Source organism: Kurthia populi, assembly GCF_042686175.1.
GTDB classification, from domain to species: Bacteria; Bacillota; Bacilli; order Bacillales_A; family Planococcaceae; genus Kurthia; species Kurthia populi.
Window position 1 is genome coordinate 1 of record NZ_JBHUOR010000033.1, and the last position, 17,180, is coordinate 17,180.

General features: G+C 39.2%; 25 protein-coding genes and 1 riboswitch. Of the genes, 17 read left to right on the forward strand and 8 right to left on the reverse strand.

The window, feature by feature from the left end:
- The 10 genes from ACFSY7_RS05860 to ACFSY7_RS05905 all read left to right on the forward strand — a co-directional run.
- Positions 1 to 400: collagen-like triple helix repeat-containing protein (locus tag ACFSY7_RS05860; protein WP_380147187.1), on the forward strand; the 400-nt coding region annotated here is incomplete at its 5' end.
- Positions 401 to 467: 67 nt separating this feature from the next.
- Entirely contained in the window at positions 468 to 647 is a 180-nt protein-coding gene (locus ACFSY7_RS05865) for a hypothetical protein (protein ID WP_380147188.1), read from the forward strand.
- Positions 648 to 725: 78 nt separating this feature from the next.
- Positions 726 to 1,106: a hypothetical protein gene (locus ACFSY7_RS05870; protein WP_380147189.1), complete on the forward strand. Its 381-nt coding sequence runs from the start codon at positions 726 to 728 to the stop codon at positions 1,104 to 1,106.
- Positions 1,107 to 1,178: 72 nt separating this feature from the next.
- Complete coding sequence (locus ACFSY7_RS05875) at positions 1,179 to 1,586, forward strand: phage holin family protein (RefSeq protein WP_380147190.1); 408 nt, start codon at positions 1,179 to 1,181, stop codon at positions 1,584 to 1,586.
- Between the two features lies 1 nt (position 1,587).
- The gene (locus ACFSY7_RS05880; RefSeq protein ID WP_380147191.1) at positions 1,588 to 2,373 is read left to right on the forward strand and encodes an N-acetylmuramoyl-L-alanine amidase; all 786 of its coding nucleotides are present in this window, start codon (positions 1,588 to 1,590) and stop codon (positions 2,371 to 2,373) included.
- A 52-nt stretch (positions 2,374 to 2,425) separates the two neighbouring features.
- Positions 2,426 to 2,683, forward strand: coding sequence for a hypothetical protein (locus ACFSY7_RS05885; RefSeq protein ID WP_380147192.1), 258 nt, complete (start codon positions 2,426 to 2,428; stop codon positions 2,681 to 2,683).
- A 165-nt stretch (positions 2,684 to 2,848) separates the two neighbouring features.
- Positions 2,849 to 3,265: a hypothetical protein gene (locus ACFSY7_RS05890; protein WP_380147193.1), complete on the forward strand. Its 417-nt coding sequence runs from the start codon at positions 2,849 to 2,851 to the stop codon at positions 3,263 to 3,265.
- A 14-nt stretch (positions 3,266 to 3,279) separates the two neighbouring features.
- Positions 3,280 to 3,693 (forward strand): hypothetical protein, encoded by a 414-nt coding sequence (locus ACFSY7_RS05895; protein ID WP_380147194.1) that lies wholly within the window; start codon positions 3,280 to 3,282, stop codon positions 3,691 to 3,693.
- Positions 3,694 to 3,788: 95 nt separating this feature from the next.
- Positions 3,789 to 4,253 (forward strand): hypothetical protein, encoded by a 465-nt coding sequence (locus ACFSY7_RS05900; RefSeq protein ID WP_380147195.1) that lies wholly within the window; start codon positions 3,789 to 3,791, stop codon positions 4,251 to 4,253.
- A gap of 49 nt (positions 4,254 to 4,302) precedes the next feature.
- Positions 4,303 to 4,737: an HNH endonuclease gene (locus tag ACFSY7_RS05905; RefSeq protein ID WP_380147196.1), complete on the forward strand. Its 435-nt coding sequence runs from the start codon at positions 4,303 to 4,305 to the stop codon at positions 4,735 to 4,737.
- Positions 4,738 to 4,808: 71 nt separating this feature from the next.
- Here the strand turns inward: ACFSY7_RS05905 and ACFSY7_RS05910 are convergent, their stop codons facing one another.
- The 3 genes from ACFSY7_RS05910 to ACFSY7_RS05920 all read right to left on the reverse strand — a co-directional run bounded on the left by ACFSY7_RS05910 (position 4,809) and on the right by ACFSY7_RS05920 (position 6,035).
- Entirely contained in the window at positions 4,809 to 5,138 is a 330-nt protein-coding gene (locus ACFSY7_RS05910; protein ID WP_380147197.1) for a hypothetical protein, read from the reverse strand.
- Between the two features lie 18 nt (positions 5,139 to 5,156).
- Positions 5,157 to 5,672 carry a DUF4352 domain-containing protein gene (locus tag ACFSY7_RS05915; protein ID WP_380147198.1) on the reverse strand — a complete coding sequence of 172 codons (516 nt, stop codon included), beginning with the start codon at positions 5,670 to 5,672 and terminating at the stop codon, positions 5,157 to 5,159.
- A 135-nt stretch (positions 5,673 to 5,807) separates the two neighbouring features.
- Entirely contained in the window at positions 5,808 to 6,035 is a 228-nt protein-coding gene (locus ACFSY7_RS05920) for a hypothetical protein (RefSeq protein ID WP_380147199.1), read from the reverse strand.
- Positions 6,036 to 6,480: 445 nt separating this feature from the next.
- Between ACFSY7_RS05920 and ACFSY7_RS05925 the strand changes: the two genes are divergently transcribed.
- On the forward strand, positions 6,481 to 6,843 hold the full coding sequence (locus tag ACFSY7_RS05925; protein ID WP_380147200.1) for an immunoglobulin-like domain-containing protein: 363 nt from the start codon (positions 6,481 to 6,483) through the stop codon (positions 6,841 to 6,843).
- A 114-nt stretch (positions 6,844 to 6,957) separates the two neighbouring features.
- Here ACFSY7_RS05925 and ACFSY7_RS05930 read toward each other — a convergent pair whose 3' ends face one another.
- Positions 6,958 to 8,127 carry an MFS transporter gene (locus tag ACFSY7_RS05930; RefSeq protein ID WP_380147202.1) on the reverse strand — a complete coding sequence of 390 codons (1,170 nt, stop codon included), beginning with the start codon at positions 8,125 to 8,127 and terminating at the stop codon, positions 6,958 to 6,960.
- Positions 8,128 to 8,230: 103 nt separating this feature from the next.
- Between ACFSY7_RS05930 and ACFSY7_RS05935 the strand changes: the two genes are divergently transcribed.
- The 3 genes from ACFSY7_RS05935 to ACFSY7_RS05945 are packed head-to-tail and all read left to right on the forward strand — an operon-like array spanning position 8,231 to position 11,672.
- Positions 8,231 to 9,118: a LysR family transcriptional regulator gene (locus ACFSY7_RS05935; RefSeq protein WP_380147203.1), complete on the forward strand. Its 888-nt coding sequence runs from the start codon at positions 8,231 to 8,233 to the stop codon at positions 9,116 to 9,118.
- Between the two features lie 49 nt (positions 9,119 to 9,167).
- Positions 9,168 to 11,183 carry an FRG domain-containing protein gene (locus ACFSY7_RS05940; protein WP_126990703.1) on the forward strand — a complete coding sequence of 672 codons (2,016 nt, stop codon included), beginning with the start codon at positions 9,168 to 9,170 and terminating at the stop codon, positions 11,181 to 11,183.
- A gap of 12 nt (positions 11,184 to 11,195) precedes the next feature.
- Positions 11,196 to 11,672 carry a glutathione peroxidase gene (locus ACFSY7_RS05945; RefSeq protein WP_380147204.1) on the forward strand — a complete coding sequence of 159 codons (477 nt, stop codon included), beginning with the start codon at positions 11,196 to 11,198 and terminating at the stop codon, positions 11,670 to 11,672.
- Positions 11,673 to 11,714: 42 nt separating this feature from the next.
- A riboswitch (cobalamin riboswitch) is annotated at positions 11,715 to 11,901 on the forward strand.
- Positions 11,902 to 12,229: 328 nt separating this feature from the next.
- Here the strand turns inward: ACFSY7_RS05945 and ACFSY7_RS05950 are convergent.
- From ACFSY7_RS05950 to ACFSY7_RS05960, 3 genes are all read right to left on the reverse strand, one after another.
- Positions 12,230 to 12,856 carry a DUF4309 domain-containing protein gene (locus tag ACFSY7_RS05950; protein WP_380147205.1) on the reverse strand — a complete coding sequence of 209 codons (627 nt, stop codon included), beginning with the start codon at positions 12,854 to 12,856 and terminating at the stop codon, positions 12,230 to 12,232.
- A 229-nt stretch (positions 12,857 to 13,085) separates the two neighbouring features.
- Positions 13,086 to 13,412: a 5'-nucleotidase C-terminal domain-containing protein gene (locus ACFSY7_RS05955; RefSeq protein WP_380147206.1), complete on the reverse strand. Its 327-nt coding sequence runs from the start codon at positions 13,410 to 13,412 to the stop codon at positions 13,086 to 13,088.
- A 20-nt stretch (positions 13,413 to 13,432) separates the two neighbouring features.
- The gene (locus ACFSY7_RS05960) at positions 13,433 to 14,674 is read right to left on the reverse strand and encodes a 5'-nucleotidase C-terminal domain-containing protein (RefSeq protein WP_380147208.1); all 1,242 of its coding nucleotides are present in this window, start codon (positions 14,672 to 14,674) and stop codon (positions 13,433 to 13,435) included.
- Positions 14,675 to 15,097: 423 nt separating this feature from the next.
- Between ACFSY7_RS05960 and ACFSY7_RS05965 the strand changes: the two genes are divergently transcribed.
- Positions 15,098 to 15,547, forward strand: coding sequence for a hypothetical protein (locus ACFSY7_RS05965; protein ID WP_380147209.1), 450 nt, complete (start codon positions 15,098 to 15,100; stop codon positions 15,545 to 15,547).
- 100 nt (positions 15,548 to 15,647) lie between these two features.
- Here ACFSY7_RS05965 and lexA read toward each other — a convergent pair whose 3' ends face one another.
- Positions 15,648 to 16,268, reverse strand: coding sequence for a transcriptional repressor LexA (gene lexA, locus ACFSY7_RS05970; protein WP_020189551.1), 621 nt, complete (start codon positions 16,266 to 16,268; stop codon positions 15,648 to 15,650).
- 159 nt (positions 16,269 to 16,427) lie between these two features.
- On the opposite strand from lexA, the gene yneA reads away from it, so the two are divergent.
- A complete protein-coding gene (gene yneA, locus ACFSY7_RS05975; RefSeq protein WP_126990699.1) occupies positions 16,428 to 16,733 on the forward strand; it encodes a cell division suppressor protein YneA in 306 nt (101 codons plus the stop codon).
- Between the two features lie 72 nt (positions 16,734 to 16,805).
- On the forward strand, positions 16,806 to 17,051 hold the full coding sequence (locus ACFSY7_RS05980) for a DUF896 domain-containing protein (protein ID WP_020189553.1): 246 nt from the start codon (positions 16,806 to 16,808) through the stop codon (positions 17,049 to 17,051).
- Positions 17,052 to 17,180 lie beyond the last annotated feature (129 nt).

Here is a 17,180-nt window from a genome sequence, read left to right on the forward strand (position 1 = left end):
AACTGGTCCTGCAGGTGCAAAGGGTGATAAAGGTGATCCATTTGTTTATTCAGATTTTACCGTGGAACAGTTAGCTTCGTTAAAAGGACCGAAAGGCGATGCTGGCGAACAGGGTCCGCCTGGTCCAAAGGGTGACAAAGGAGATGTGGGTCCAGCAGGTACTACAAGTTGGACTGGTATCACAGATAAACCAAATATCGTTACCAGCGTTACAAGCGAATCCACTACAGACATTGCAAGTGCTGCGTCTGTTAAAAGTGCATATGATTTAGCGAAACAGGCCAAAGAAGCTGCCGAAAACAGTAGTGGTGGAGATAATACAATGACTGTCGATGGCGCAACGGTAGCATGGTCCTTAAAATTAAATGCCAATAAAGATGGTTTGGTATTTGTATATTAAAAATAGCAGAAATATATTATATGAATTACATGCTTTTGCCATGATAATAAGTAAAAGGGGTGTTCATATGGAATTTAATGTTAAGTATCCATACGCTAGGAACGGTGAAGTATTAGAAAGTGTAGAATCCGTAGAGATTGATGTTCCAAAAGACATACAAAAAGAAGAATTGGTACGATTAATTTGCGATAAAATTCGTGAGAAAACAGGTCACGTAGGTGTGAAATATTTATATGAAGTAGATTAATGAAGGATGTTATTAAAAATAGCAGAAACCTACGATTCCAAACCTTTGCCGCAGTTGAGATAATTGAGGTGAAGGGAGATGGAAGAAGTGAGTGTTTTAAACGAAAAAGAAGTCAGTATAATTAACGATGTAATTACTTTATACGAACGATTCAGAGAAAAGCATACTGAAGCTAAAACAAATGATATTTTAGCTAATGCACAAGCTAAGCATAAGGCAAAAAGCGAATTAGTGGACTATCTTAACAATCTTGACGATTCAGATGTAAAAACCGTCATGGCGCTATCTTATATCGGGAATAACGAATTTGCTAGCGACAAATCACCAGAGCATATGTTAACGGAATGGCGACATAAAGTTTCTAGTACATTTGACGATAAAGAACATCGAGTTAATCATGTATCTGAAAAACCGCTAGACGTATACCTTGCAAATGCATTAAAAATTTTAAACAAATAAACACATCAAGCACATCCAAATCGGGTGTGCTTTTTATATACAAAAAATAGATAAACGAATGGAGATTAGAATATGGAAACATTAAATCATATCATTGCACATCCCTTTATTGCTTACTTCCCAAAAGCAATACAAGGGCTTTTACTCGTGTACATCATTTTCAAGGCAATGGATTTTGCTACAGGATTATTAAAGACATGGAAGGGTGTAGCACATTATAAATCACGCGTTATGCGTGAGGGGCTAATTCGTTGGATTGGCGAGATGGTGGCGATTATGTTCGTGATTGTGATTGATATTACGTTAGGACTGAACTTCTACCTATCGGGCGCTACATTGGCGATATTCGTGTATAAAGAGGGCGGTTCAATCGCTGAAAACTTGAAGCTATTAGGTGTGAACATGCCGGGAATTTTAGAAGAAATTGACCAAGACAAAGTGAAGAAAGCAATCGAAGATAAAATGAAAGGCGGAAAATAATATGGCGCTTAAAAACGAACACATTACGGTAAACAAATACACTCGCCCAGGTGCTAAGCGCGGTAGCACAAAAGGCATCATCCTTCACTACACAGCCAATCCCGGAGCAAGTGCAGACAATCATCGTCGATACTTCGGTAATGGCGGTGGAGGACGTTACGCAGGCGCTCACATCTTCATCGACAGCAAGGAATCACTTTGCATCGTACCACTAAACGAGGTATGCTATCATGCTAATGACGTACAGAAATATGTCGGCGGCAAAGCGTACCGCGGCGCGTCTGGTAAGCTCGGGGCTAATGCGAACCTAAGCACAATTGGCATTGAAATGTGCATTGAAAAGGACGGTACAATTGCGGCAGCTACTTTTAATCAAGCTGTCGAAGTTACTGCGGATCTATGCAAAACATACAAGCTAGATACAGATGATTTATACCGTCATTACGATGTGACAGGTAAAAACTGTCCTGCACCTTGGGTAAGTAAATCAAGTGAGTGGACACGCTTCAAAAACGCTGTAAAAGCAAAATTAGGCGGCAAAACCGTAACAACTGCATCGAAGAAAAAAGAAACTGCTGCAGATAAAGTAAAAGGCACGATTAAAACATTGGATAAGCTAAATTACTATGACGGTCCACGTTGGAACAAAGCTACCGGCACAGTCGCAAAAGGCACTGTATTAACCGTTACAGACCGCATTTACGTGGGCGGGGCTTATCAATACAAGACAGTGAGTGGCACGTATATCACCGCATCAAGCAAGTTTGTTAAATTCACAGCAAAATAATAAGTTTAACTTATGTATTGAACGGCTATATCCTTGCAAAAGGAGTGATATGATGTCATCAAAGCCTAATGCGCAAGATTTAGCCGATTGGTACGAGTTATGCGAAGATTTAGCAGAACGCCCACGCAAAGCCGCTTACAGCAGTAATGTGAAAAATAACTATCTATTTCTTTCGGAGGATAAGGCCGTCAAAGCAATGTACACATGGATGCGTCAAAACAATGTCAGCCCTATATTTTATAACGAGGGATGGGGTTGGCGACTACGTAAAGACTGGCGAGAACGGTTGGAATCAATTGAAAATATGTAACATCAGCCCCTTTCTTCTTATATAAGAGGATTGGGGCTTTTTTTATTTGCGCAAAAATAATTTAAATTAATTTCGTTTTTTCGTTGACGAAAATTCCAAATGATGATAATATGTATTTAACAGCAAGAACAACACACAAAAAACAAACACTTAGGGGGAAATCAAATGAAAAACGTAATGATTAAAGCATGGGAAATCGCAAAGACAGCAGTTATCAAATTCGGAGGTAGCTCAAAAGAATACTTTGCAGAAGCCTTAAAAATGGCGTGGGCAGAGTTCAAAACTCCAACTAAAATCGAACACTCGGCTGACACTGTCAAAGTGTTAACTCGCTTTATGGATTGCGATTCAAATGATTTCGACCGCAGTGCTAACCTTTGGACTAAACCAGTTGGATTTTCGCGAATTTACTTCAACTTAAATGGCTGGAAAGGGTTTCTGCAAATTTCAAATGATACTTACAAAATCACAAAAGAATCGTTTGAAATAGACCTGTCCCAGCACCACGTAACAACATTTGAAATCAAGCGCATCATGGAAGAATATAACGAAAACGGCTTTGTATCAACAATCTCACAATAATAGGAGGAAATAATATGGGTATCTTAGATAAAATTACAACAGCAGACGAATTAGCGAAAGAGTGGAATGTCACACCGCAGAACGTTCGAATTTGGTGTGAAGAAGGTCGCTTAGAAGCAAAGCGTTTAGGACGCGAATGGGCCATTTTAAAAGGACAACCGCAACCAACGAAAATACGCCCAAAAATTAAGCTAAAAGGCGTTAAAAAGGCCGTGGGTGAGTTTAATAATTGGCAAGGACCTGCGCGCATCTATCTTGATCGCGACAATTTGAGCGTTTGGACTAATGTATATTCTGACGTAAACAGTTGGACAGAGCATCAAGGTGACGTCGTGGAGATTTACAACAAGCTGCACATGGCAGATAATTGCAACAAGACTACAATGCGCGAATTACAAGAAGCTGCAGAACAATACATTTTAAATTAATTTCGTTTTTTCGTTGACGAAAATTCCAAATGATGATAATATGTATTTAACAGCAAGAACAACACACAAAAAACAAACACTTAGGGGGAAATCAAATGAAAGAATTAAAAAAAGTTACATGTGCAGCTAAAGATTTCGCGAATATTTCGGAAATGCCGGATTATATGCGGGAGTTAAAAAACACAAAAATTGAAACTACATCGCAGTACGGATTACGTAAATACGATGTCGGCCCAAACGACGTAGGTATCGAACGCATCGAGTTCGAAACACCGCACAAGATTCAAATCGTTTGCTCTCAAATCTTAGATGATGACGGCATCGTGTGGTCGCCAATTCGAGCGTTAGACCCGACAGAAACAGATGCGAAGTATGACGTATTTAATGCAATGAAACACGAAGATATTTTTGAACTTATGAAACAATATCTAGTTGAAAACAACTACGAAATTAGCGATGAAGTTCCGCAAGTTTGCGTAGCTCGACACAACGAAGATGCTAGCAAAAATTTGTACGTTGCTCGAAGTTATTCATTAATTGTGACAGGCCAATATAAATAAAACACCACACCCCTCAAGCGAGGGGTTTTGCACGTTTAGGAGGATATGTATGAGTCACAACAGAATTGATATAACAGGAGAAAAATTCGGTAAATTGAAAGCTATTAGTTTTACACCAGGGACCAAAGATAAACCTGGGCGTTGGCTATGCCAGTGCGATTGTGGGAAAACAACATTTGCAACAGCAGGGGCTTTGCGAGCTGGACAACGCACAAGTTGTGGATGTAGCAAAAGTGACGCTACATCTAAGCACATCGCAAAAGATGCGGTAGACGGGACACGTAGATCCGCACTGAAAAGTAAATTGCATGTTCGGAATACAAGTGGTGTCAAAGGTGTAACATATTTAAAAGACAGAAAAAAATGGGTAGCGTATATTGGATTTCAAAACAAAACAAAAAAATTAGGCTACTTTAAAGACAAAGACGATGCAATAGCTGCTCGTAAAAAAGCAGAGCAAGAGTTGCATGAGCCGTATAGATAAAATTAAAAGGCTACCATTTGGCAGCCTTTTTACATTGGTATAAAACACTGTTTTACCTACTCTTAATACTTCTACGCCGTTGCTGATACTGTTTGCTTCTTTTTGATAAAGAATGATAAGATACCCGCAATAAATAAGAAAATAAATGCGATAGTAAAGAATAATCCATTTGCGATAAATCCGTAGATTGCGCAAATCAATAGTACGATACCAGAGAATTTCGGGAATTTCCAAGCTAAGAATCCGAAGAAAATTGATAAGAATGATACCCAAAATACTGCCGCGCCGCTATCGGCCATTGCATCCTCACTAAAACCTACGCCAAACGCTGTCACCATAAATCCACTAGCAAGCCCTGCAAGACCGCCTAAAATTGATAATACCGCTACCCAAATCTTCATATTATATTTTCGCTCCTATTAGTTAACTTTAATTTTCCATTTAACTTCTTTGTCGTCCCACGAAAATGCAGGTTGATATATTAACTCATACGCACTTTCTTTTGTTACGTCATAGTACAGTTTTCCGCTTTTATTTTTACCAGCGTTTAGATCTGCACTGATTTCCATTTCGTCATAACTAAAATAACTATCGAATTGTTCACCGTTTTTGTCGTATAGTTTAAAATCTGTCGAATCAATGAACGCAGATTCTTTATTTGTGTTTACAACTTTTAACGCTAACGTAAGAACTTCATCTTTTTCTGGTGCGCCATATTCAGCAGGCGGTGTGAATTCTGCATTTTCTATAGTGATTTTAACACCATCAATTTTCACTGTATCGCCTACTCCGTAAATCTTATTAGAATCATCTTTTTCTTTTTTATCTGATGCAGATGACTTTTCATCTTTCGTTACGTCCTCAACAGATGTTTCCGCGCAACCAGCTAAAAGCAGAGCACTTGTGGCTACTGTTGCAAATAACCATTTTTTCATGTCATAACCTCCAATATTTGTATATTTTAATTTTATCTTTGATGTTAAGTATTGTATGTAATAAATTTATGTGTTTCTTCTATATAAATATGATATGTATAAGAAAAGAGGGCATCACACCCTCTTTTTTTTGTGTTAAGCAGTTAAATTACGATACTGAACATCAATAAATAACTCATGCAGTTCTTCGTAAGTAAGCTGCTTAATTTCTTCCATTTCTTCTTCCCAATAAGCGATTTTTTCGGGTTCTTCACGACGTATTGCTTTTGCGATGCCATGCCGACAACCATTTAGCATATCTAATTTTGTTTGCTCTAATACAGCGATTAATTTGTTTGATAGTGGTACGATAATTTGTTCCATAAAAAACACACCTTACATGTGATATCCCTAAAACTAAGTAATGACAACTATACATTTATCACTCTTTTACGAATGCTCGACAAGTAGCGGAAAACTCATTTTGGTCCAGTAAAATAGTTGGACCAAAAAATGGACCAAAAAATTTTAGTTTGTTATCGTTTCGGAATGGATTACTAATTATTTATTTGCTGTTTTATAAGGGTTTAAAGACGATATAGTACGCTATATTTTGGGGTGATATAATCCGTACGAATGTACACCCATGGGAACGCGAACAATACATGAAAACATACTAAGTCGATTCATTCAATCGATGCTTGAAAAAATCCCACGCGATCATTCGCATGGGATTTTTTGTTTATAATGAAATGAAAGGGGTGTGTTTGCATGAAAAAGATTTTTTCTACTGAGCATGCCCCTTTCATCTGTTTAAGTAGTAGGGACAATGAATCATATGAATCTAACCGTAGCGCCGCAGCAACTACTCGAGCAAACGCAGGTGTCACTACAGCTTGTAGAAAATTCTGTCACAGCGCATTCACTCCAACTAGCAATAATGAATCATACAAGCGAAGAGCTTGTATATGGCGTCGGCTATGAAATTGACGTGTTTAAAAAGAATACATGGTACACGATTGATGCCGGGCCATTTGCGGTTATCTTACTTGCCATTACATTACCTGCACATGGCCATACTACCGAAGACATCAACTGGGCGCATACATATGGTGCGCTAACGGTGGGGATGTATCGCCTTGTAAAAATGATAGGACCTTACCGCACTAGTGTAGAATTTAGTATTCGTTAAAAAAGCAAATACATGGGAACTGACCCATGTGAGTGAGACAAAGAAAAAGACACGATTTTTCAGCAGATTTTAATCTTTGAACGTGTCTTTTTCTTTTTATGTTGTCTGAGATTTTTATGCTACAGCGGTATGCTTAATGCGTAATTTTATAAGTACGACGAATACGAAGGCAAGTGCGGTACAGCCGATAAGTAATAAGGCGGCGCCGTTCCAGTCGTATAGGTCATAGAAGTGACCGCCTAACGTACCGATGACACTCGAGCCGATATAGTAAAACAATAAATAAAGGGAAGATGCATAGGCTTTTACATCCGGTGCTGCAGAACTTGAAACCCAGCCACTGACAAGATTATGCCACGCAAAGAAACCACATGAAATAATGAATAACCCAGCTAGCATACTAATGAGTGAGGGCATCATCGTAAGGGCGAGACCAACCGCGGTCACGACAAGGCTGACGCGCAGCATTTGCCCACGTGTGAAACGACCGCTTAAACGACCTACCGTCATCGAACCAATCGAGCCGAGTAGCTGAAAGATAAAGACGAAGCCAACAATCGTTTGGCTGAGGCCGTAATGTGCCATTAACGGGAAGCCGACGAAGTTAAAGACTGCGACATATACACCAAGTGCTAAAAAGCCTAGGCCGTAAAAGTACAGTAGTTTCGCATCTTTACATGCTTCAAGTAAGCCGTGTCCCCAGTTGTGGAATGAAAAGCGCGTCTTATGAAAGTTTTTAGAAGGTGCAATTAAAAGCATAAAGACGATAGATAAGACCGTTGTTAGGGTGCCGAGTGTCCAAATGGCGACATGCCAGTTTGTTAAATCGAGCATCGTACTAGACACAATACGTCCGAAAAAACCACCGAAGCCACTGCCGGTAATGTAAATGCCAAGTACTTTTGGAAACTCTTTTGCCGCAAGCTCTTCTGCTAAATACGTAACGGCGATGGCCGGAAAGCCACTGAGTGCGATGCCTTGCAAGGCGCGAATGCCGAGTAAAGTTTCGAAATTGGGCGCGAAGCCAACGACGAGATAAAGTAGTGACGAACTAATTAATGAAAAGACCATAATATTTTTGCGGCCGATAGAATTCGAGATGGCGGCCATAATTAACATACTAAAGGCGAGCGTAAACGTTGAAATCGACAACGCCAAACTTGCCTGTGATGATGTTAAGTGAAAATCGTTTGTAAAATGCTGAATAAATGTTTGTGGACCATATAAATTTGCGAATGTGACCATGCTACCGATAAGCATGCCCCACATGATGTTTGATGTCATAATGCCAGCTCCTTGTTCTTTATGATACGCCCACACTTTCATAACGTCTAATACTTAGTTATTATTAAATTAATAACTTTTAGTTAATAAAGGAGAGCTCGAAATGGAGATGCATCAACTACGCTATTTTAAAGAAATAGCGGAATTAAAACATTATGGCAAGGCAGCGGAGCGACTGCATGTATCACAGCCAGCATTGACGAAGGCCATTCATAAGCTAGAAGACGAACTAGAGGTGCCATTATTTAATCGTACGGGACGCTCGATTGACAGTAGTAGCTACGGGCGAGCTTTTCTACCGTATGTCGAGCGTGCCTTAAAGGAGCTAGAGCAAGGAAGGAAACAACTACAAGGAATGAAAAATCCATCGACAGGGACGGTGCGTTTAGCATTTTTACAATCGATTGGTACAACGCTTCTACCGACAATTTTACGTGATTTTCGACAAGTCTATCCGGCAGTGAGTTTTGATTTAGTGCAGTGTAGCTCGAAGGAGGCGCTTGATTTATTGGAGCGCGGAGACATTGATTTATGCCTTATTACTAATTTTAGTCACACATTTGACGCGGAAAATTGGGTGCCGCTAAAGCGTGAGCAATTGTATGGTTATTGTGCAAATGCGCATGAGCTCGCTATGTCAGGTGCGTGGCCACTAGCACAGCTTGCGGCGTATGACTTTGTGGGGTTTAAGGATGAGCAGCTGATGCAACAGCAATTTGTAAAGTGGTGTCGTGAAGCGGGCTTTATGCCAACAATGGTGTTCCAAGGGACGGATGTGCCGACGGTTGCGGGGCTTATTTCCTCGGATCTTGGCATTAGTATTTTACCGTATTACTCTGGGCTAGAGGCATTACCTATTCACCGCTTTACCATAACAGATATGGACTGTACACGTGATATTGGCCTTGCGTGGAAACGTGGCGGTGTGTTGACCGCCTCGGCGCAGTTATTTGTCGATTTCACAAGTGGGCAACAAAATAATAGTTTTTAGAAGTATGAAAAACGCAATCGTTATATAATGAGGGCGAGGAGGCGTTTACATGAATACTGAAAAATACTTTGAACATATTGGTAGCTTTCTCGATATGAATAATTACGTGTGCGTCGATGATTATTTACGCACACATGGCCTAGATGCTACCTCCATTGAGGAGATGAAAGCGTGGATTGAATCACGTTTTACAAAGAGTGGCGAACGGATTAGTAAACTATATTTTGAACGCTTATTAGAAGCGGTTACCTTACTTAAAACGGACTATGAAGTGTATTTGCGCGAGCGAGAAGGACAGCGACAACTGATTTCAGATAACAATACGAAGCAACGTGAATTATTTGCATTATACACAGAGCGTAGGCAGGAATATGCGACGCTATCAACAACGATTGCGAAGCAGCAGCAAGCACTAGACCGGATGAATGAACGGATGCTACAACGTTTTAATTTAGAAATACAGCAGCAAGAGGCATTAGATGACCAGGCGATTCTTTCAGAGGAGCTCGCGCAAAAGGAATTGCATGATAAGCTAGAACTATCGCGTCGAAAACGGTCTTCCTTAAATCGGAAAATTAATGATATTTCAAAAAGCATTCGTAATTTAAAATCGCGACTAATTGAGTTAGACCGCGACTTAAATGCCTTTGAGCAGGACAACCGTGCACTGAAAAGTCACTTTATGCAGCGCTTGAAAAAAGTATTTCAATTTATGATTTTCCGCACGACCACGCATCACAAGAAGCTTTATATGTACAATGCGATGATGTATCAGCTTGAGTTTATTGAAGATGAGAGTGCCTTTAATAAAATGCTTATTAATCAAAATCGGAAGCAGCAGCAATATGATGGGCGGATTTTACATGAAGAGGCGAATGAATGGCAGCTGAGGGCGTACCGCAAAGAATCAGAGTGGATTTTAAATCATCTCGGCGAATTTGAATCAAGTCATACACTGCGTAATATTTTAGATAGTGATGACGATCAAAATGAAATCTTCGTGAAGCTACAGCATATTACACCGTTTTATAGCCGGTTATTTGATGAATCACGTCAGTATGATGAGTATGAGGTTGATGAATATCATTTCATGTACCGTGGACATAGTGATTCGAACTATAGCTTAGCACCAAGTATTTATAGGAAGCAGAAATGGCTAGAGTCGGAAGAAAAAATGTATCGTGATTTGCATATTAAATGCTCAGAGGAATTGTCACAGTATAGTCGAGGACTTGAGGTGCTTGCATCGATGCAACATTACTCATTACCGACGCGTTTACTCGATTTAACGAGTAGCCCGTTAATCGCATTATTTTTTGCTACAGAGATGGAACCTGACATGGATGGAGAATTTTTAGTGTTTGCGGAGGAAGAGCGGGGTATTGAGTATTATGATAGCGATAAGGCTGAAATGCTCGCAACGCTGCCACTGCTATCGTACAATGACAAAAATAAAATCAAAGTACATGCGATTAAATGTATTTTGACGAGCCTCAACAAAGTCATTGATGATTTTTTAGTAAATGGAATGAGCTCGAAGCGAAAAAGTGTTTTAGCAGTGCGAGATACGATGATTGAGGACTTTAATAGCCACGCATCGGTGCATAAGCTTGTCCATGAAATGAGTAAAAAGGGCGTTAATTATACATCAAATATTAACCCGATGGATATGCTTGATATTTTAGTCGTACGTCCGATTCAAAATAATACGCGCATCGTTCGGCAGCACGGGGCCTTTATTATTAACGGCTTATTAGAGCGCAATGAATGTGAGCGTAAAATCGAGGAAATTCGCTATCGTACTTCAAATGAAAATGATGATGTGCGCTCGATTGAAGCCTTTTTAGCAGTTTATGAGGATATTTTAAATCCACGTCTAATCGATATGCTAGAAGTGCTATTAGAGGAAGCGAAAAATGGTATTAAAGTTCGGTATATTCTACCGTCAGACGTCAAGGCAGATTTACAGGAATGGTTGGACGTAATTGAAATTAATGAATCCACCATTTATCCAGATTACGAACGCGTTGCAAGCTATTTAAAACGAACAGTATTAGCGAAATAGGAGGATGAATTGATGACAAATTTATATGATTTTAACGCGACACTTGAAAACGGGGAACAGTATTCACTTGAGAAATACAAAGGACAGGTTGTTTTAGTGGTGAACACCGCAACAAAATGCGGCTTCACACCACAATTTGATGGCTTAGAAAAACTCTATGAAGAGTACAAGGATCAAGGCTTTGTCGTATTAGGTTTTCCGTCAAATCAATTTAAGCAGGAGCTAGACAGTGGGCAGGAAGCGGCTGCTGCTTGTCGCCGTGACTACGGCGTGACATTTCCAATGCATGAACTAACAGATGTGAACGGGGAGCACGCGGAGCCGGTATTTAAATTTATGACATCGTCCGCTAAAGGCTTTTTAGGTAGCGAAAGTGTAAAATGGAACTTCACGAAATTTTTAGTTGACCGTGAAGGGAAGGTTGTCGAGCGCTTTGCGTCAAAAGATAAACCAGAATCGTTAAAAAAGGCGATTGAGAAATTATTATAATATTGCGAAATCAGTAAACGTTTGGTATACTTACAAATGTAAATCGAATATGCAGCACGCGGTGTAAAATCTTCAAAGTGATTTTACTTAAAAGGGAAGTTTGTGAAAGTCAAACGCTGTCCCGCAACTGTAAATACCGGTCAAACTTGCATAACCACTGCTTTTTAGCGGGAAGGGCGAGAAGACGAGAGGTATGAGCCAGGAGACCTGCCGTATGCAAAAGCATCTAGTTTACCTACGAGGATAGGAAGATGTTGGCTACAGATTATTTTGTAGATGGCAGCTGCTTCTGTGTGAAGGGCTGTTTTTTAAACTTTATTGTGAGAGATAAGTATAGATACTTCAACTCACCTATACTCAATCGCTTGAATCCCTTCAATGATGAATATTTGCATTCCGTTATGAACTCCCCAAATTCTAACTATGAATCAATCATCTTCAAGCGGAAAAAGAGGCTGGCCTTGCGCCGGTCTCTTTTTTTTTGAAACAATACAAAAAGCAGGAAGCGATTGGCGCGTTCCTGCTTTTTCATACTTAGATGGTGTCTAAGTATTATTTTATTGCTTCGAATCATCATAAACTTTACTGTAGACAGAAATATGATGTAACGTATGGTCCTTAGTTGAGCCGGTGAATTTCAACATGAAATTACCTGCTGCATAGCTCCAAATACGGTCTGGTCCTAGCTTTGTTTTAATAGATGGCTGACCTAATTGCTTTTTAATCGCCTTAAAAGAAATACTTGATAATGGTGTTTTACCATCATCTGCTACAAATGCACGTAATTCATATAAAATATGGCCGCGTCCAATACCCACCCCATAAGCAATTTGTTCTTTCTTTGCTACACGGTATTGTACATAATTTGCTGTATTTAAAAAAGATAAGTTTGGTTTTCTCCATTGTTCTTCCACTTGTGTATACGTTGTTTGACCAACTGTAAATGGCACATTTGGAAGCTGGCCTTTTTTCGCTGCTGCTACAGTTTCTGTTAAAAAGGCTGTTGGATTCGCTACATTATTATTTTTTAAAGAAGCATTCGTATCTTTCGTAGAAGTCGTTGCGGCATTCGAAGTCGTCTTGTTATCTTCTGTTGACGTTTCTTTTGTTGATGAACTAGAGGCACAGCCTTGAAGCAATGCAGTCGCTAGTACACATGGTACGATAAGTCGGGTGAGTTTCATTGCAACCCCTCCTATAGGAATTCGGTAAAAGAATACCGTTTATAATTATAGCAAAACTTCTGTGCTGTTAAATGATGATTTACAGAAAAAAAGAAATTCTATCATTTGAATCATTGTTTTGAAGGTATGTAGCTGTAGAATGTCCATATTTTAAAAGAAAGAAACTGTTTGATAAAAACGTAATATGAAAAAAGCAGAAACCGTGTCACTACGAGGTTTCTGCTTTTTCTTAACATGAAAGAACGCTATTTTTCAACTTGAACGCTACGCGGTGTATAGGCTGTTGGCACATTTTCATTGCTTTTAAATAGTTGATAAATGTATCAGTATCGATGCCAATAATTTCACTGTTCTTAAGCTTTGTAAATGTTGGAAAGTTATCGCCACCGCCTGTTAAATAATTATTTAACACGACAGTATACGATTTATTCGCAACAATTTTTTCTGAGCTTGATTTATCGCCGACAAAAACATCAACGATTTCTTTGTCGTTGTACGTATAGTGTAGACCGGCTACTTCTAAGCCACGACCGCCTGAGAATTGCTCATTTAACACTTGAGTGATTTGAGCCCCTGTTAATGTCCAGTGTATAGGAAGTTCGAGAATGGTTGAACCTTTTGCGCAGCTTCCCATGTAATGATGTTTCGCCCATCTTTTACTGTTGCGACTAAATCGTCACGTACACCACCAGAGTTTGTGAATGCAAAATCGACATGACGTTCTAAATTTTTCATTAGGGCAAGCTGTGAGTCTGCTACTAAATTACCGACAGCTGAGCCTCCAATTTTAGCTATACGGACGCTTGATAAACGCTCTGCATCAAGTGTCGCAATTTGAGCGCGTGTCACAGTCGCTGTTAATTGAGCGGCATTTTGCACGATGCGATTCACATTTTTTACGACACTATTTTTATTAATTACTGTATTTGAGCGCGTGTAATTGTATTTTACAGTAGCTGCTGGCGTTTTCACGAAATCATTTGTTGTCGTGCTAATTTTACCTGTTGCGACATTGTATGATTTACCATAATCGAATGATTCGACAACGCGAATATTCTTTTTACCATAAAGACCATTAGCGAATGAATGACTATGTCCACCAAAGACAATATCAACAGAATGATTTGGTGCGATTTTATCTAATTTATCAATGATTTGTGTGACAGAACCGCCAACTTGTGCTTTGTTTGGCTTCGCTGCTTGTGTTTCGATTGTTTGATTCGATGTACCTGTATTTTCAGCGCCAGCATGAGCTAAGACAACAATGGCCTTTACACCTTTTTTACGTAGTACCTTATCGTATTTCGCAATGGCCTTTGCAGGATCTGTGAAGCTAAGATTTTTCGTATGTGTCGGCATAATTAATTGCTGTACATATGGGTCAACAACGCCGATAAAACCAACTTTTACACCATTAATCGTTTTAATTTCATATGGTTTAAAGCCAGAAATCGTTTTTTTCGACTTTTTATTGACGACATTTGCCGCTAAAAGCGTTGTGTTACTTTTTTCAATTTTATAACGACTTACAAGATCATAATTTGGTGTATCATATGTGGCTTTTTTTCCTTGAATCACGCGTAAAAATTCGTCTAAACCGTCATTTAATTCATGATTCCCAATGACACCAAGTTGGAAATTCATCGCATTTAAAATCGAAATGGTTGGATGATCTTGAAGCAAGCTAGAAATGGCAGGGCCACCACCTAAAATATCACCTGTATGTACAGAAATTGAGTTTGTATTGGCTGATTTTAAGTTATTTGTTTTCGCAAATGCTTGTTTTTCTTTTGATAAATTGTAAGCAAGAGAAGCCATGCCACCAATTGTTTTTCCTGCACTATTTGTATACGTGCTATCAATGTATCCGTTTAGGTCATTAATCCCTAAAAATTGTACAGGTACGTTCTTTGCTGTTGTTTTGGCATCAGCAGTTGTTGATAATGCACAGAACAGTGCGGCTGTCGCACTTAATGAAACTAGAAATTTCGAACGAATAATTCTAAAGTCCTCCTTATAAATTGTGTTATAGTGATAAAATAATTATGATTCAATATTTTTATTTTCACAATTATGATTTTAAATACATTTAAAAAAAGGAATTAAATGGAATTTTCAGTCCTGGTATATCGTCACAAATTGACCATAATTTAATAAGCAGGAGACGTATTTAACTAGCATGTTAGCGACAAGCATATAATAATAGAAGGTAGAAATAATCGTGTGAGAGGAAGCATTGAATTGACGACATGTTTAACGGCAGCGCCGGTAGTGAAAGTGTTTTTGGGGAATGAAGAAATTGGGGAGGTTCGATTGAAGCAGGAGCATCCGTTTTTAATGAAGGGACAGCGAACGTATCATGCTATTTATGAAGTGATGACGGCTAAACAACAGCTCATCGGAACTTTTCAGCCACATTTTATGGCAGTAGCGAAAGGTTATGAGCTCGTGTTACCGACATATGGCACCATCCTAGATACGACAACCATACGAGAGGGTTATTGTGCATCGATTCGCGGGACGACGTATGAAGTCCGCAGAGGACAACAAGTCTTTGAGTTTGTGATGGATAATTGTGTGAAAATGATGATAGAGGTGACGCATGTGATTCGATTAACCGCATTAGAAGAAGTAAGTGATGAGGAGCAATTAATCGTAGCCATGATTGCGATGAAGTTAGCTGCTACATAGAGTGGGAGAGGCGGAGACATTCTAGCCTCTTTTTTTGCGAAAGAAAAAAGAAGAGACTGACATGTCAATCTCCTCCTTATGACGAAATCATAAATGATTGTTACATCACTGTACGATATAAGCCAACTACTTTACCTAAAACAGAAACCTTTTCAACGATGATTGGCTCCATTGTGGCGTTTTCAGGTTGTAAGCGGAAGTGGTGCTCTTCTTTATAGAAGCGTTTTACTGTTGCTTCATTTTCTTCTGTCATCGCGACAACAATTTCACCGTTATTTGCAGATGATTGTTGTTTGACGATAACATAGTCACCATTTAATATGCCAGCCTCGATCATCGAATCGCCCATAATCTCAAGCATGAAAATATGGTCATCTGATGTCGCGTAAGACGATGGAATAGGGAAGTACTCCTCAATATTTTCAATTGCAGTTATCGGCATACCAGCCGTTACTTTTCCTACAAGTGGCACATGGAGTACGTCTTTTTTCTTAACGGCTTCATCCGCTGTATCTAATACCTCAATAGCACGTGGCTTTGTTGGGTCACGACGAATTAATCCTTTACTTTCTAAACGAGCTAAATGCCCATGCACAGTTGAACTAGATGCTAGTCCAACAGCCTCACCGATTTCACGTACAGAAGGTGGATACCCTTTTGTGCGGACCTCTTCTTTAATAAAAGCTAAAATGTCTTCTTGTCTCTTTGAAACTTTTTTCATTTTTTTCACCTCACCTAGTCTATACCTATCGTACTCCGAGTATAACAAATGCGAACAAACAATGCAAACATAAGTTCGAAAAAAATAGTTGACACGAATGTTTGTTCGTTTTAAAATAAGAACACATATTCCGAACGTATATTCGAAAGGGTGATTTTCGTGATAAAGTGGATGAAGAAAAATGGTGCAACAGCCGGTATATCAGCGATTGTAGTATGGAGTATGCTTCTAACAATACATGGACTTTTCGATACAACAGATTTTGGCATAATTCAAGTCGAAGATGGCGATACGCTGTGGACATTAGCGGAGCGTTATAAAGGCGATATGGACCGAGAAGATTGGATTTTATCAGTGAAGCGTGAAAATGCCATTTACGAGGACCGTCTATATGTCGGCGATGAGTTAAATGTGCCAAATGGCCACCACAACATAGAGCAAATCGAAGTCGCAACAAATAAATAAAGGCGAAATGCTTGCGTTTAGACCAATTTTTTCATACCTTTGTAGTAGTAGTATATGAAGGGAAGAAAAAATATGTTACCACAAGCAAAAATTAACCGCATCAATGCATTAGCGAAAAAGAAAAAAGCAGGTACACTAACACAGGAAGAAGCAAAAGAACAATCAGCACTTCGTCAAGAATACTTGCAAGCTTTCCGCGGCAATATGCGTCGTACAATTGAAAATGTTCGTGTCATGGACCCAGAAGGGAATGACGTCACACCGGACAAATTAAAACAAGTACAAGAAATCAAATCAAAATTAAATCGTCTTAACTAATGAATTCAGCAGCCGTTGTCAGACGTCTGCTGTTTTTTAATTCCTAGTTAGAAAAAAATTGAGTGATGTAATATTTTGAAAATTGGAATATTTTTTCATAGCGCTTACAATTGATTGAAAAATCATTGT

Bases quoted from the DNA above. Each gene is read 5' to 3' on its own strand.
- ACFSY7_RS05945 (WP_380147204.1), top strand. From the start codon at position 11,196: ATGACAAATTTATATGATTTTAACGCGACACTTGAAAACGGGGAACAG.
- ACFSY7_RS05980 (WP_020189553.1), top strand. From the start codon at position 16,806: ATGTTACCACAAGCAAAAATTAACCGCATCAATGCATTAGCGAAAAAG.
- ACFSY7_RS05895 (WP_380147194.1), top strand. From the start codon at position 3,280: ATGGGTATCTTAGATAAAATTACAACAGCAGACGAATTAGCGAAAGAG.
- ACFSY7_RS05960 (WP_380147208.1), bottom strand. From the start codon at position 14,674: ATGGCTTCTCTTGCTTACAATTTATCAAAAGAAAAACAAGCATTTGCG.
- ACFSY7_RS05870 (WP_380147189.1), top strand. From the start codon at position 726: ATGGAAGAAGTGAGTGTTTTAAACGAAAAAGAAGTCAGTATAATTAAC.
- ACFSY7_RS05935 (WP_380147203.1), top strand. From the start codon at position 8,231: ATGGAGATGCATCAACTACGCTATTTTAAAGAAATAGCGGAATTAAAA.
- ACFSY7_RS05875 (WP_380147190.1), top strand. From the start codon at position 1,179: ATGGAAACATTAAATCATATCATTGCACATCCCTTTATTGCTTACTTC.
- ACFSY7_RS05930 (WP_380147202.1), bottom strand. From the start codon at position 8,127: ATGACATCAAACATCATGTGGGGCATGCTTATCGGTAGCATGGTCACA.
- ACFSY7_RS05910 (WP_380147197.1), bottom strand. From the start codon at position 5,138: ATGAAGATTTGGGTAGCGGTATTATCAATTTTAGGCGGTCTTGCAGGG.
- ACFSY7_RS05950 (WP_380147205.1), bottom strand. From the start codon at position 12,856: ATGAAACTCACCCGACTTATCGTACCATGTGTACTAGCGACTGCATTG.
- ACFSY7_RS05905 (WP_380147196.1), top strand. From the start codon at position 4,303: ATGAGTCACAACAGAATTGATATAACAGGAGAAAAATTCGGTAAATTG.
- ACFSY7_RS05920 (WP_380147199.1), bottom strand. From the start codon at position 6,035: ATGGAACAAATTATCGTACCACTATCAAACAAATTAATCGCTGTATTA.
- ACFSY7_RS05915 (WP_380147198.1), bottom strand. From the start codon at position 5,672: ATGAAAAAATGGTTATTTGCAACAGTAGCCACAAGTGCTCTGCTTTTA.
- ACFSY7_RS05880 (WP_380147191.1), top strand. From the start codon at position 1,588: ATGGCGCTTAAAAACGAACACATTACGGTAAACAAATACACTCGCCCA.
- ACFSY7_RS05890 (WP_380147193.1), top strand. From the start codon at position 2,849: ATGAAAAACGTAATGATTAAAGCATGGGAAATCGCAAAGACAGCAGTT.
- ACFSY7_RS05865 (WP_380147188.1), top strand. From the start codon at position 468: ATGGAATTTAATGTTAAGTATCCATACGCTAGGAACGGTGAAGTATTA.
- ACFSY7_RS05925 (WP_380147200.1), top strand. From the start codon at position 6,481: ATGAATCATATGAATCTAACCGTAGCGCCGCAGCAACTACTCGAGCAA.
- ACFSY7_RS05885 (WP_380147192.1), top strand. From the start codon at position 2,426: ATGTCATCAAAGCCTAATGCGCAAGATTTAGCCGATTGGTACGAGTTA.
- ACFSY7_RS05940 (WP_126990703.1), top strand. From the start codon at position 9,168: ATGAATACTGAAAAATACTTTGAACATATTGGTAGCTTTCTCGATATG.
- lexA (WP_020189551.1), bottom strand. From the start codon at position 16,268: ATGAAAAAAGTTTCAAAGAGACAAGAAGACATTTTAGCTTTTATTAAA.
- ACFSY7_RS05900 (WP_380147195.1), top strand. From the start codon at position 3,789: ATGAAAGAATTAAAAAAAGTTACATGTGCAGCTAAAGATTTCGCGAAT.